This window comes from Hydrogenophaga sp. H7 (genome assembly GCF_002025745.1).
Taxonomy (GTDB): Bacteria; Pseudomonadota; Gammaproteobacteria; order Burkholderiales; family Burkholderiaceae_C; genus Hydrogenophaga; species Hydrogenophaga pseudoflava.
Genome location: NZ_MCIC01000017.1, coordinates 191,134 through 204,820, shown reverse-complemented (window position 1 = coordinate 204,820; position 13,687 = coordinate 191,134). Strand labels below are relative to the sequence as shown.

Below are 13,687 nucleotides of genomic sequence, written 5' to 3'. Positions count from 1 at the left end.
GTGTCAGACGCGGGCGATCACGCCCGTGTCGCTGGAGCTGAGCAGCTTGGCCGAGGCCAGCGCCACTTCGTAGGGGCTGAGCAGGGTGCGCTGGTCTTCGCCGGCGAAGTTGCTGCGGCGCATGCCGGTGTCGGTGCGGCCGGGCACGATGCAGTTGACGCGGATGCCGTCGTCCTTCCATTCGTCCGACAGCGCCTGCGTCAGGTTGACGATGGCCGCCTTGCAGGCCGAGTAGGCCGAGTAGTCGGCGCGGCCGCGGGTGAACGAGGACGAGGAGAACTGCAGCAGCATGCCCTGCGACTCCTTCAGCGGCGCGTGCGCGCACTGCGCGACGTTGAGCGAGCCGAGCAGGTTCACCGACACCTGCTGCGCCACGTCGGCGGGCGACTGCTGCTCCAGCGGGCTCTTGATCAGCAGGCCCGCGGCGTTGACCACGTGGTCGATGCGGCCCCACTCCTTCATCAGGCGCTCGAAGGTGTCCTCGACCTGGTCGTGGTCGGCGATGTCGCAGCCGGTGCGGCGCGAGACGCTGTGCACCGTGCTGCCGGCTTCTTCGAGGATCTGCACGATGGCCTTGCCGATGCCGGCGCTGCCGCCGAACACCACCGAATGTTTGCCCTTGAGGTCCAGGCCGTTGAGGTTGGGCGCGAGCTGCTGCTGGCGGATGCGAAACAGCTCGTCGGCCAGCACCAGGTCCACCGAGTCGGTGATCTTGATGTTCTCGGAACTGCCCTTGACGATGCGCACCTGGCCCATGGGGTGGCAGGCCATGTAGATGCCGCAGTCGTCGGTGAACTCGCCCATCTTCTCGGGGCCGATCTCTTCGTAGCTCTTCACCAGGGCGCCGTAGCGGAAGCCCTGCGGCGTCTGGCCACGGTAGATGTGGTCGCGCTTGGGAATGTTCTGGATGAAGCCGTCGCGCTCGACAATGATGGTGTCGCTGGTCTTGATGGCCACATCCACCGCCTCGTGCGATTCGAGCGCGTCGACCACGTCGTGGATGATCTGGTGGCTCAGGAAGGGCCGCGCCGAGTCGTGCAGGATGACGTTCTTCGGCGGATCGGCGCGCAGGTACTTCAGCGCCGCCCAGGCCGAGGCCTGGCGCGATGAACCACCGACGATGACCTCGGCCCTGGTGCCGCTGAACAGCTTGCGCGCCATCTCCAGCGCGTCGGCCGGCACTGTGATCACGATGCGCGCCTCGGGCGCGTAGCTGTGCAGGGCCTCGAAGCTGTGCTCCACGATGGTCTTGCCGGCCACGCGGATGAACTGCTTGGGAATCGGGGAATCGAGCCGGGTGCCGCTGCCACCGGCGAGCAGGACAAAAGCGAAATCGTTCATCACGCCACCTCTGCAACGGTTCGTTGGTCGTAGGCCGTCTGGAGCAGTTCCAGGGTGTGCGCCGACATGCCGCCGGGGCGGTCCTGGTGCTCGGTCATGATCTGGATCACGCGCGAGAGCTTCTCGAGCTTGCCCTCGTTGATCGCCTCCAGCGCGCGGATGCGGCCGACGATCTGGAACACCTTGCCACCGACATCGACGGTCGAGGGCGACTGCAGGTGCGAGATGTAGTCGGGGTCCGACTGGCGCCAGTTGCCGAAGTTCTCGGCCAGGTTGCGCTCGATGTCGTCGGGCACGTAGAACTCGATGCCCAGGAAGCCGGTCTTGTGCAGACCGAAGGGCGTGAAGGCGAATTTCTGCAGGTAGCCGAAGTCGGACTGGACACCCGTCACCAGCTTCCCGCCCTCCTCGTGGTAGACGAAGATGTCGATGCACACCCCGGTCCCGATGTGGCGCACCGGAATGTGGTAGGTCTTGCGGCCGTGCAGGCGCCGCAGGTCCATGCCGAACTGGCCGCTCTGCAGCAGCGCGTTGACCACCTCGTACTGGTCTTCCCAGCCGATGATGCCGACGTCGATGTCCTTGTCGTGCGCCAGCAGACCGCCTTCGCGGTGAAACCCCAACAGCGTGCCCGACACCAGAAAGGCCTTCTTGCCGACGGGTTCCAGCGCATTCTGCAAGGCCACCAGTGCCCTGGAGGCCTGCTGCGGATCGAAGGTTCGCGTCCTTTTGGCCGATGGGGATGCTTTACCGGTGCGGATCGGGTGTTCCGGCTGGGAGGTCTGGGCCGGACCCTGCGGTGCACAGATCAGCTCAACCACCCGGTCCAGCCAGACCAGTGCCTGGTCCAGGTCACCCAGGAAGCAGTGCGAGCGCGAGATGTCGAAGGCGGCGTGGATGCGCTGTTTCTCCGCCGTCACGAGTTGGGCCGCCTCGATGGCAGCGGAGTAGTTGCCCGCCTTGAAGTGGCACTGGCTGACGTACAGCGCCAGACGGCTGCGCACCTTGTCGACCGCGGGCTGGCGAGCGATCAGGTGGTCGCGGATGCAGCTGTAGGCGCGGCCCAGGGCGCCGGTGTCGGCGGTCTGGGGAATGTGGTTGTGCCTTGCGATGAGCACCTGGGTGAAGCGCAGCCAGTCCTGCACGCCGGGCTTGCGGCGCACCAGTTCGCGCACGATCTGCTCCACCAGGTCCAGGCGCAGCTGGTCGATGGCCAGTTCGGCGGCGTGGCACCAGTCGTCCAGGGGCCCGTGGCCTTTTTTCAGCGCGGCGGCATCGAGCGCGGTCTTGCGGACCACCGCCTCGGTGATCAGGCGCAGCGGATGGCGACCGGGCAGCGTGCCGAGTTCGGCGGTGGGCTCACCCCGCACGATGGACTGGTACACCGCCAGCCAGGCCTGGAAGCGGAAGGGTTTGGGCAGGTTCTCGACCGCCAGCGAGGCCAGGAAGACGACGGTGGCGTTCTGGCGCAGCACGCGGGCGGCGTCCAGCGTCGGCTCGCTCAGCAGGCCTTTGGGCATCTCTTCGATGACCAGAGTCTCCAGGGCGGCGTGGTCGCCGCTCTGGAGCAGCTGCTCGATGCGGTTCAGGCGGGGGAATTCGGCGTCGAACATGGGGGGTCCTTGGCGGTGGCGACCGGTCGGCTCAGTGCTCGCGCAGCTTGGTGCGCAGGCGGGCGATGGACTGGCTGTGCAGCTGGCAGATGCGCGACTCGGTGACCCCCAGCACGGCCGCGATCTCCTTGAGGTTCATGTCGTGCTCGTAGTACATGGACATGATGTGCTGCTCGCGTTCGGGCAGGTTCTTGATCGCCTCCACCAGGGCCATGCGCATGCGCTGGTCCTGCAGCAGGCTCGACGGGTCGGCCTCATCGTCGCCCATGTGGCGGTCCAGGAAGCCTTCTTCGTCGTCGTCCCGGCCGCTGATGTCTTCCAGGTAGACCAGCTGGGTGCCGCGCACCTTGGCCAGCATGTGCTGGTAGTCGGCCAGGCTCATGCCCAGCTCCGCGGCGATCTCGCTCTCCATCGGCGCGCGGTGCAGCTTCTGCTGCAGGCGGTGCACGGCGTGCTCGATGTCCTTCTGGCTCTTGCGCGAGCCGCGGCTCATCCAGTCGCCCTCGCGCAGCTCGTCGAGCATGGCGCCGCGGATGCGCTGGCTGGCAAAGGTCTCGAACTGCACGCCCTGCGAGGGCTCGAAGCGCGCGATGGCTTCGGTCAGACCGATCATGCCGACCTGGATCAGGTCGTCGACCTCCACGCTCGGCGGCAGCTTGGCGATCATGTGATGGGCCAGGCGGCGCACCAGCGGGCTGTACTTGCGCAACTGGTCGTCCCGGTTGAGGGTGCCTTTGGCGGTGTACATGTCGTTCAACTCCAGAGTGAGGGCATCGCGCCCACAGGGGACGGCCCGGTGGCGGCAAACCGGTTGTCGCGCAGACCGTGGAAGGTGTCCAGCCGCTGGGGCCGGGTCAGGGCGTGTTCCTGCGCGCAGGCGGCCCACACGGGCTCGCTCCAGCGCTCCAGGTCCAGGCCGAGGTGCCGGTCCGCGCAGTCGCAGACCGTGGCCAGCAAGGTGTCCGGCGCCTGACCGGGGTCGGCGCTGGCCATGGGCGCGAGCACCGGGCGGGCACCGGCCATGTGCAGCAGCTTGACCGCGCCGTAGGCGTCGATGGCCGCCTGGGGATGGGGCAGCACCGGCACCACCACACGCGCCTGCAGGTCGCTGCACAGCGGCGAGAGCTCGTGGGCGGGGGCGAAGAACAGCAGCAGGGTGCCGCTGGTGAAGGGGGCCAGCAGGCGCGAGAGCGCCACGGTGCCGCCGGCGGTCAGCGCGGTGCGCTGCAGCGCCCGCAGGCCCTGGGCGGCGGGCATCACCAGCCACTCATGGCCGTCGGCCGGATGACCCAGCCCGGAGATCGCGGGGTCGTTCAGCGCGTGCAGCAGGCCCAGGTGGCTGCCGTCGCCGCTGCGGCGTTCGGCGGTTTCGGTGGCGGTGCCGTCCAGGATCACCGGCAGGCGGCCCTGTGCCCTGAGCTGCGCCGAGAGGTGGCACAGCAGTTCGTAGGCGAGGGCGGGCTGGGCCGGGCTGGCCACCGCCAGCAGGGCCGGGCCCTGGCGCAGCGTGTGGGCGCGCAGGCCGGCCGCCTGGTCGAGGCCGGCTTCAAACATGGCCAGCCCCCAGCTGGATGCCGCGCGAGGAGGCCTGGGAGAAGTAGAAGCCCATGTCGGTGGCGACCGGGTCGTAGGCCGATTTGCCCTCGGTGCCCATGGCCACCCGCACCAGGGTGGCGGCGTCGGGGTTCTGCCAGTCCTCGGGCACGCGCTGACCGTTGGCCACGCCGCGCAGCACCACCTGGTGGCGGACCAGGGCGTCGATGGCCGGGCCGAGCTTGACAGCCTCGTCGACCTTGGAGAGCACCACGCCGTGCAGACCGCTGGACTTGAACGAGGTCAGCACATCGTCCAGCGTGTCGCCGTGGGAGCCGGCGTTGAGCACCAGCACCTTCTTGACCGAGGGCATGTCCAGCACGTCCAGCATTTCCTGGATGCGCTGGTCGCGCTGGCCCAGGCCGGCGGTGTCGATGATGACCATGCGCTTGTTCGACAGCAGGTCCAGCAGGTCCTTGAGCGCGGCGCGGTCGTGCGCCAGGTGGGCGACGACGCCCAGCATGCGGCCGTAGGCGCGCAGTTGCTCGTAGCCCGAGACGCGGTAGGTGTCCAGGGTGATCAGGCCGACGCTGGCGGCGCCGTGCTGGCGCACGCACTGGGCGGCGAGCTTGGCGGCGGTGGTGGTCTTGCCGACGCCGGTGGCGCCGATCAGGGCGACCACGCCGCCCTCGTCGCACAGGCCGCTGCCCGGGGTGGCGGTGCGCAGGTTGCGGGTCAGGGTGTCCATCACCCAGCGCACGGCCTGGCTGGCACCGGTGTCGGCCGGCATGCGTTCGAGCACGGCGCGGGCGATCGCGGGCGAGTAGCCGGCGCGGATGAGCTTGAGCATCATCGTGGACTGGATCGGGTTCTGCTTGGACGAACCGAGCCAGGCCAGGGTGTTGAAGCGCTCCTCGATCATGTCCTTGAGCGCCGAAAGTTCCACCGCCATGCGGCCTTCGCTGGCCGACGCGGCGCGCTGCTGCAGGTCCTCGCTGTCGGACCAGGCCGGGGCCGGTGCGGCGGGACGGGTGCGGATCGGGGCCGGCTCGGGCGTGGCCATCGGGGCCTGCGGCATGGCCAGGCGGACCGGCGCGGGGCGCTCGGCCGGGGCCTGCACACGGGCGGCGGGGGCGCGGGGCGCGGCGCTCTCGCGGGCGGCCGGTGCGCTGTCCCCGGCACCCTCGCCGTCCATGGCGGCGCGGCGCTTGCGCAGCATGCGCTCGCGCACGTACTCCTGGAACGAGAGCGTGCTCATGGCCATCTGCTCGGTGTCTTCCTGCACCGAGTCGCGGAAGGCGGGCGGATCGGCGCGGCGGGTGCGGATGGCCGGCATGCGCTCCTCGGCGCGGCTGGCCAACGAACCGGGCTGGGCCACGGGCGCCAGGCTTTCCTCGGCGGCGGCCATCACTTCAAACCCCCCGTCGGTGGCGCGGCTGGAGAGGATGACGGCGCTGTCGCCAAAGGCCTGGCGGGCCTTGGCCATGGCTTCGCGCGAGGTCGGGGCGGTGAATCGCTGGATGTTCATGCTGCAAGCTCCCCAAGAATCGGGCCGATACGGATAAGGTGGGTTTCAGGAATCTCGCTGTGGGCGAGCACCTGCAGGCGCGGCGCGGCGCGGCGCAGCAGGCGGGCCATCGCGGTGCGGATGGCGTCGGGCACCAGCAGGCAGGCGGGCACGCCCCGCTCTTCCTGCCGGTTGGCGATTTCGGCGGCGGACTTGCTCAGCGTCTCGGCCACACCGGGGTCCAGCGCGCCGGCGCCGTTGCCGGTCAGGGCCTGCATCAGCAGGCGCTCCAGGCCGGGTTCGATCGCGATGACCTCAAGTTCCTTGACCGAACCGCCGTAAATCTGCTGGACGATGGCCGGCGACAGCGCGGTGCGCACACGGCGGGCCAGCTCGACGGGGTCGGAGGTGCTGCCGGCGTGTTCGGCCAGGGATTCGATGATGGTGCGGATGTCGCGCACGTGCACCGACTCTTCCAGCAGCAGCTGCAGCACTTTCTGGAAGGTGGCGACGGGGACCATTTTCGGCACGACCTCTTCGATCAGTTTCGGGGCCAGGCGGGTCACGTGTTCGACCAGGTCCTGGGTCTCCGTCCGGCTCAGCAACTTGGCGGCCTGGACTTGCATCAAGTGTGAAAGATGGGTCGCCAGCACGGTCTCGGAATCAACCACCGTAAAACCGGCCATTTGCGCGTTCTCTTTCTGCTTCTCGTCGATCCAGTGCGCGGGCAGGCCAAAAGCGGGGTCCTTGGTGGGGGTGCCGATCAGCGGCGTGCCCACGCCGCCCGGGTCGATGGCCAGGAACATGCCGGGGAAGACCTCGCCCTCGCCCACCACCACGCCGCGCAGGGTGATGCGGTAGCCGCTGGGGCGCAGTTCGAGGTTGTCGCGCACGTGCACGGCCGGCGGCAGGAAGCCCACCTCCTGCGCGAACTTCTTGCGCACGCCCTTGATGCGGGTGAGCAGGTCGCCCTGGCGGTTCTTGTCGACCATGGCGATCAGGCGGTAGCCCAGCTCCAGGCCCAGCAGGTCGACCGGCTGCAGGTCGTCCCAGGTGGCCTCGCCGTCGCTCGGCGGGGCGGCCGGCTGCTCGGTGGGCTTGGGCCGGCGCTCTTCCTGCAGCCGCCACCAGGCCAGGGCGCCGATGGCCGCGGCGAAGGCCAGGAACACGAGGTGCGGCATGCCGGGAACGACGCCCAGCAGGAACAGCACGCCCGCGGTGATGCCCATCACGCGCGAGGACATGAACATCTGCTCGACCATCTGCACGCCCAGGTCCTGTTCCTTGCCCACGCGCGAGACCACCATGGCGGCGGCCACCGAGATCAGCAGGCCAGGAATTTGCGCCACCAGCGCGTCACCGACGGCCAGCAGGATGTAGCTGTCGGCCGCCTCGCCGGCCGACAGGCCGTGCTGGACCATGCCGATGATCAGGCCGCCGATGATGTTGATGAACAGGATCAGGATGCCGGCGATGGCGTCGCCGCGCACGAACTTGGAGGCACCGTCCATGGAGCCGAAGAACTCGGCCTCCTCGCCCACCTCGGCGCGGCGGCGCTTGGCCTCCTGCTCGTTGATCAGGCCCGCTCCCAGGTCGGCGTCGATGGCCATCTGCTTGCCGGGCATGGCGTCCAGGGTGAAGCGGGCCGAGACCTCGGCGATGCGCTCGGAGCCCTTGGTGATCACCACGAAGTTGATCACCACCAGGATGGCGAACACGATGAAACCGACGGCGAAGTTGCCGCCGATCAGGAAGTGGCCGAAGGCCTCGATCACCGCGCCGGCGGCGCCGGGGCCGGTGTGGCCCTCCATCAGCACCACGCGGGTGGAGGCGACGTTCAGCGACAGGCGCAGCAGCGTGGTCAGCAGCAGCACGGTGGGGAAGACCGAGAAGTCCAGCGGCGCGCGCATGTAGGCCGCCACCATCATCACCACCAGCGCGATCGCGATGTTCAGCGTGAAGAAGGTGTCCAGCACCCAGGGTGCCAGGGGCAGCACCATCATGGCCAGCACCAGCACCACCAGCATCGGGGCGGCCAGGCCCTGGGCCAGCGCGGCGTGGCGGCCGAACCACTGTTGCAGGAATTTCATTTGGGCGTTCATTCAGCGGCTCCCCGGGTCGGCGGTTGCTTCCAGTGCGGATCGAGTTCGGGTGGCACCTGCGGATCGGGCGCGGCGCCGGGCATGGCGCCACGGCCGGCGAGCGCGGCCTTGAGCTGGTACACGTAGGCCAGCACCTGGGCCACCGCGGTGTAGAGGGCGGAAGGGATTTCCTGGTCGAGTTCGGCGTGGGCGTAGAGCGCGCGCGCCAGCATGGGCGACTGCAGCACCGGCACCTTGTGGTCCTTGGCCACATCGCGGATGCGCAGGGCCAGCAGGTCGGCGCCCTTGGCGATCACGCGCGGCGCGCTCATGGTGGCGTCGTCGTACTGGATCGCCACCGCGTAGTGGGTCGGGTTCATCACCACCAGGTCGGCCTTGGGCACGGCGCCGATGCTCATGCGGTGCGCCAGCTCGCGCTGGCGGCGGCGGCGCTGGCCCTTGACGTGCGGGTCGCCTTCGTTCTGCTTGTGTTCCTGCTTGACCTCTTCGCGCGACATGCGCAGGCGCTGGGCGTGCAGGAACTTCTGCATCGGGAAGTCGATGAGCGCGAACAGCGTCACCACCCCCAGCAGGATGCCCACGCCGGTGCGCATCCACTGCGCCAGCTGGCCCAGACCGCCCTCCAGCGGCTGCAGCAGCAGGCTGGCGAAACCGGCGATGTGCGAAGAGAGGAACTTCCAGCCCACAAAGCCGACGATGACGGTCATCACCGCCAGCTTGACGGTCTCGAACAGCTGCTGCTTGGAGAACAGGCGCCCCAGCCCGGCGAGGGGGCTGAGCCGGGTCAGGTCCGGGGCCATGGTGTGGGTGGTCAGCGTCCAGCTGCCTGAGGCGAAAGCGGCGAACACCGCCAGCGCCAGGGTGGCCACGCCCAGCGGCAGGAACACCACCAGGCCCAGGCCCAGGCTGTCGTGCAGGCGCTCGACCAGCAGCTGGGGCTGCAGCAGGGCACCGTGGTCAAAGCGCAGCTGCGAGGCCAGTGCCACCTGCAGACGGGAAAAGCCCATCGGCAGCAGCAGCATCAGCAGCACCGCGCCCCCGCCCAGCACCGCGAGGTTGGACAGCTCCTTCGAACGCGGCAGCTGGCCCTCCTCGCGCGCCTTCTTCAGGCGGTGCGCGGTGGCCGGCAGGTTCTTGTCTTGGGAGGAGGACATCGGTCTGACTCAGGAAAACTTGAGTCAGATTGTGGAAGTCGGCCCCCGAAATGAATGCGTGAAAAGGCGGTGAAGCACCGCCCTATTCCCCCAGCGCGAAAACTGAAAACTCAGAATCCGAGGGAAGCCAGCAGATCGTCGACGTCCTTCTGGTCGGCCACCACGTCGGTGCGGCCTTCGGCGTCGACCACCGGCCCTTCCAGGGCGTTCATGTCGTAGGCCTTGTCCTGGCCCGGGGCGCCGGCGGGCGCCGACTGCAGCAGCAGGGCCAGCAGCTGTTCCTCGATGGTGGCGGCCAGCTGCACCACCCGGTTGATCACCTGGCCGGTGAGGTCGTGGAAGTCCTGCGCCATCATGATCTCGGTCAGGCGCGCGTCGCTCTTCTCGCTGAGCTCGACCACGTCCCTGGACCAGCTCAGCAGCTCGGGCATGGCCCTGGCCAGACCCGGCACTGCGGAAATGGTGGAGGTCAGCTGGCGCCCGCGTTCGGCGATGGCCTCCTGCTCGGACTTGGCGCCGTCCACATGGTTGAGCACCTTCTCGGCCGCCTCGCCGGTGAGGCGGGCGATGTAGGAGAGCCGGCTCTGGGCGTCGGGCAGCTGATCGACGGTGCCCTTGAGCTTGTCGGCATACCCCAGTTCCTTCAGGGCGTCGTGCAACTGGCGCGTGATGGAGCCCAGTTGCTGGAACATTTCCGGATTGCCCGGGCTGTTGCTGGTGGACATGGGAACTCCCGCTGGGCTCAGAGGCCGAGTTTCTTGAAGATGTTGGCGAGCTTGTCTTCCAGCGTGGCCTTGGTGAACGGCTTGACGATGTAGCCCGCCGCGCCGCCCTGTGCGGCCATCACGATGTCTTCCTTGCGCGCCTCGGCCGTCACCATCAGGACCGGCAGGTGCTTGAGCGCCTCGTCCTTCTTGATCTCGGCCAGCAGCTGGAAGCCGTTCATGTTGGGCATGTTGATGTCGCTGACGACAAAGTTGAAGGACCCGTTCCTCAGCTTGTTGAGCGCGATCACCCCGTCTTCCGCCTCGTCGGCGTCGGCGTGACCGATCTCCTTGAGCAGGTTGCGCACGATGCGGCGCATGGTGGAGAAGTCGTCAACGATCAGGAATTTCATCGGGGTGGACATGGTGGGGTCTCCTGTCAGGAAACAGTGGCGGTTAGCGGGGCTTGACTGGCCCAGCCTCTTCCCGGGGTTTCGGCACTTCTGCCAGTTTCTGAAGATCGGGCAGCCCCAGCGGCAGTTGGCGCACCGGCGCGACGAGCGGTTCGGCCTGGGGAACGACCGTTTCTGCACCGGCCGGTGGCGCCGGCACGGCCCCTGCGGCAGGCCCGGCGGGCGCCTCGGTGGCGGGCGGGCGCAGCGCGGTGCCGTCGCCGATGGGCGCCATGCGCTCCTCGGCCTCGCGGGTCATGACCAGGATGCTGATGCGCCGGTTCATCGGTGCGTCGGGCTGATTGACGTCCAGCAGCCGGCTGGAGGCCAGGCCCTCGACACGGGCGAGCTTGTTGTCGGGCAGGCCGCCGGCCACCAGCTCGCGGCGCGAGGCGTTGGCGCGGTCGGCCGACAGCTCCCAGTTGCTGTAGCCGCGGTCGCCGCTGCCGTAGGGCGTGGCGTCGGTGTGGCCCGAGAGGGCGAGCCGGTTGTCGATGTCGCCGATGGCCCCGCCGATCTCGCGCAGGATCTGGCGCATATAGGGTTTGACCATGGCGCTGCCGACGTCGAACATGGGGCGGTTCTGGTCGTCGACGATCTGGATCTGCAGCCCGTCGGCGGTCTTCTCCATGCGGATCTGCGACTTGAACTCGGACAGCGCGGGGTTGTTCTCGACCAACTCGTTGAGCTTGGTCTGCAGGGCGTCGAGGCGCAGGGCGTCCCTGCGGGCGAGTTCGGCCCGAGCCATCTGCGCGCCCATGAGCTTGGCCGCGCGTTCGGCGTCGCCGGTGTCGACCTGGCCTTGCCGGCGCGAGAGGTCCTGGCCACCGCCGGGCAGCACGGAGTCGCTGTTGCCGGTGCCGCTGCCGCCCAGCAGCGTGACCTTGACCGGGTTGGAGAAATAGTCGGCGATGCCCTTGAGGTCGCCGGAGGAGGTGGACCCCAGCAGCCACATCAGCAGGAAGAAGGCCATCATGGCTGTCACGAAGTCGGCGTAGGCGATCTTCCACGCACCGCCGTGCGCAGCGTGCGCGCCTTTCTTGACGCGCTTGACGATGATGGGCTGAAGCTTCTTGCCGTCGGCCATCACTTCTTCCCTTTGACGTGGTTCTCGAGCTCAGAGAACGAAGGGCGCACATCGGAGAACAGCACCTTGCGGCCGAACTCGATCGCCGTCGAGGGCGCATAGCCCTGCATCGAGGCCAGCAGCGTGGTCTTGACGCAGGCGAATTCCTTGGAGGCCTCTTCGGTCTTCTGCTCCAGCAGGCCGCCCAGCGGTTCGAACACACCGTAGGCCAGCAGGATGCCCAGGAAGGTGCCGACCAGGGCCGAGCCGATCATGCCGCCCAGCACCGCCGGCGGCTGGCCCACCGAACCCATGGTGTTCACCACACCCAGCACCGCGGCCACGATGCCGAAGGCCGGCAGCGCACCGGCCAGGCGGGCGATGGCCGCCACCGGGGCGTGCGCCTCCTGGTGGTGGGTCTCGATCTCGGCGTCCATCAGCGACTCGATCTCGTGGGCGTTCAGGTTGCCCGAGACCATCATGCGCAGGTAGTCGGTGATGAACTCGACCAGGTGGTGGTCGGCCGAGATCACGGGGTACTTCTTGAACAGCGGCGACTGCTCGGGGTTGTCCACGTCCTGCTCGATGGCCATCAGGCCTTCCTTGCGCGCCTTCTGCAGGATGTCGAACTGCAGCGCCAGCAGCTCCATGTAGCGCGCCTTGGTGAAACGGCTGCCCTTGAAGCACTGGCCGAAGCCCTTGAACGTGGCCTTGACCACCTTCATCTGGTTGTTGATGAGGAAGGCGCCGGTGGCGGCGCCGAAGATGGTGATCAGCTCGAACGGCAGCGCCGTGAGCACGACGCCGATGTTGCCCCCGTGCATGATGAACACGCCGAAGATGCAGACCATCGAGATCACGAAGCCGATGATGACGAACATGGACCGAACCCTGAGTTGAAGCGGAACCTGGAGCAGACGGCCCCAACGACTGTCTTTCCTATCGGTCCAACTCTATGGGCGATTGAGGTCCGCCAGAAACGCAAAAAGGACCCGCAGACGGGTCCTTTTCAGGGTTTGAACGGAGCGCCCGTTCAGTGCAGGCGCAAACCGCCCGAGGCACTGCCCTTGCCGGCGCGGGCCGGCGGCTCGCACAGGCCGCAGACGAAGCTCTTGGCGTTCTCGTAGGGCTCGGTCACGAAGTGGCCGCCGCAGCAGGAGCACTTGGTCAGGGTCAGCATGCCACTGTCGACGAACTTCACCAGGCGCCAGGCGCGGGTGACGGACAGCAGGGGCTCGATGGCGCTGGCCTGCATCTGCTCGCTGTAGAGGCGGAAGGCCTTGATCACGGTGTCGATCTCCTCCAGCTCGCTGGTCTTGGAGAGGTACTCGTGGATGTTCAGGAACAGCGAGGCGTGGATGTTGGGCTGCCAGGTCAGGAACCAGTCGGTCGAGAAGGGCAGCTGGCCCTTGGACGGGCTCTTGCCGGCCACTTCCTTGTACAGGCGCAGCAGGCGCTCGTACGACAGGCTGGTTTCGTACTCCAGCACCTGCAGGCGGGCACCGAGCTGGATCAGGGCCACGGCACGGGCGATGTCGCGCGACTCGTTGAGGATGCTTTTTGCGGTGGCCATGGTGCGTGCTCCGTCCGGTGGGATCAGTGGGCCGACGTGGCCATCGACTCGGCGAACTTGCCGGCCATCAGGATCGAGGCGTGCAGCTGGGTCGTGGTGGCGTTGTCGACCTTCTTCACGTTGTGGCTGGTCAGCAGGTTCCACACCAGGTCGTCGTCCACGCGGAAGCGGCACAGCAGCATGTTGGTGGAGGCGATCTTGAGCAACTGGGCGGTCGAGAGCATGCCCAGCAGGTCGGCGGCCTCTTCGGTCAGACCCAGGCGGTACAGCGCTTCGGCGCGGTCCTTGCGGATCAGGTTCTGGGCCAGCATCAGGTAGGTCAGATTGGCTTCGCGGATTTCGGCCAAGAGTTGTTCGCTGTCCATGTGTTTCTCCTAGAGATCGGTCGGCGGTGCTGGCGGGCTGCTACATCTGCTGACTTGATGTGAGTAATTGTGTCCATCGGTAAAAAAACTTGAATCAGGAAACGGCTGTTCGCACTGTCGGCGCACACCCGACACCGTGTCGGATTTCTTCCTACATCCCAAGTACTCATTTTGGTGTCGGGCGAGCACCCGCCAGCGCGCACCTCTGCGGCCGGGGCAGCGGCACTAAGGCCGGAACAGGGACGTGCATCCCATGCTTATTTCACCGATCCGGTAT

13 protein-coding genes are annotated in these 13,687 nt (G+C 67.7%); all 13 read right to left on the bottom strand.

What is annotated here, in order from left to right; all coding sequences use genetic code 11:
* Window positions 1-3: 3 nt before the first annotated feature.
* Window positions 4-1,341 carry a bifunctional cytidylyltransferase/SDR family oxidoreductase gene (locus tag BC358_RS16670; protein ID WP_079366708.1) on the bottom strand — a complete coding sequence of 446 codons (1,338 nt, stop codon included), beginning with the start codon at window positions 1,339-1,341 and terminating at the stop codon, window positions 4-6.
* Complete coding sequence (locus tag BC358_RS16665) at window positions 1,341-2,954, bottom strand: hypothetical protein (protein WP_079366707.1); 1,614 nt, start codon at window positions 2,952-2,954, stop codon at window positions 1,341-1,343. Before BC358_RS16665 ends, BC358_RS16670 begins: the two co-directional genes overlap by 1 nt.
* Before the next feature lie 31 nt (window positions 2,955-2,985).
* Window positions 2,986-3,702 carry an RNA polymerase sigma factor FliA gene (locus BC358_RS16660; RefSeq protein WP_079366706.1) on the bottom strand — a complete coding sequence of 239 codons (717 nt, stop codon included), beginning with the start codon at window positions 3,700-3,702 and terminating at the stop codon, window positions 2,986-2,988.
* Between the two features lie 5 nt (window positions 3,703-3,707).
* Window positions 3,708-4,508: a hypothetical protein gene (locus tag BC358_RS16655; protein WP_079366705.1), complete on the bottom strand. Its 801-nt coding sequence runs from the start codon at window positions 4,506-4,508 to the stop codon at window positions 3,708-3,710.
* Window positions 4,501-6,015 carry a flagellar biosynthesis protein FlhF gene (flhF, locus tag BC358_RS16650; protein ID WP_066154832.1) on the bottom strand — a complete coding sequence of 505 codons (1,515 nt, stop codon included), beginning with the start codon at window positions 6,013-6,015 and terminating at the stop codon, window positions 4,501-4,503. The genes BC358_RS16655 and flhF overlap by 8 nt, the downstream gene beginning before the upstream one ends.
* Window positions 6,012-8,084: a flagellar biosynthesis protein FlhA gene (gene flhA, locus BC358_RS16645; protein ID WP_373270145.1), complete on the bottom strand. Its 2,073-nt coding sequence runs from the start codon at window positions 8,082-8,084 to the stop codon at window positions 6,012-6,014. The genes flhF and flhA overlap by 4 nt, the downstream gene beginning before the upstream one ends.
* A gap of 8 nt (window positions 8,085-8,092) precedes the next feature.
* Window positions 8,093-9,250 carry a flagellar biosynthesis protein FlhB gene (locus BC358_RS16640; RefSeq protein WP_079366703.1) on the bottom strand — a complete coding sequence of 386 codons (1,158 nt, stop codon included), beginning with the start codon at window positions 9,248-9,250 and terminating at the stop codon, window positions 8,093-8,095.
* Window positions 9,251-9,360: 110 nt separating this feature from the next.
* Window positions 9,361-9,975, bottom strand: a complete 615-nt coding sequence (locus BC358_RS16635; RefSeq protein WP_079366702.1) for a protein phosphatase CheZ — start codon at window positions 9,973-9,975, stop codon at window positions 9,361-9,363.
* Between the two features lie 17 nt (window positions 9,976-9,992).
* On the bottom strand, window positions 9,993-10,379 hold the full coding sequence (cheY, locus tag BC358_RS16630) for a chemotaxis response regulator CheY (RefSeq protein WP_066154845.1): 387 nt from the start codon (window positions 10,377-10,379) through the stop codon (window positions 9,993-9,995).
* Window positions 10,380-10,410: 31 nt separating this feature from the next.
* Entirely contained in the window at window positions 10,411-11,493 is a 1,083-nt protein-coding gene (gene motB / locus BC358_RS16625) for a flagellar motor protein MotB (RefSeq protein WP_079366701.1), read from the bottom strand.
* Complete coding sequence (gene motA / locus BC358_RS16620; protein ID WP_066154848.1) at window positions 11,493-12,353, bottom strand: flagellar motor stator protein MotA; 861 nt, start codon at window positions 12,351-12,353, stop codon at window positions 11,493-11,495. Before motA ends, motB begins: the two co-directional genes overlap by 1 nt.
* A 152-nt stretch (window positions 12,354-12,505) precedes the next feature.
* Window positions 12,506-13,045, bottom strand: a complete 540-nt coding sequence (flhC, locus tag BC358_RS16615) for a flagellar transcriptional regulator FlhC (protein ID WP_066154851.1) — start codon at window positions 13,043-13,045, stop codon at window positions 12,506-12,508.
* Between the two features lie 23 nt (window positions 13,046-13,068).
* Window positions 13,069-13,410, bottom strand: a complete 342-nt coding sequence (gene flhD, locus BC358_RS16610) for a flagellar transcriptional regulator FlhD (protein ID WP_079366700.1) — start codon at window positions 13,408-13,410, stop codon at window positions 13,069-13,071.
* Between the last annotated feature and the right edge of the window lie 277 nt (window positions 13,411-13,687).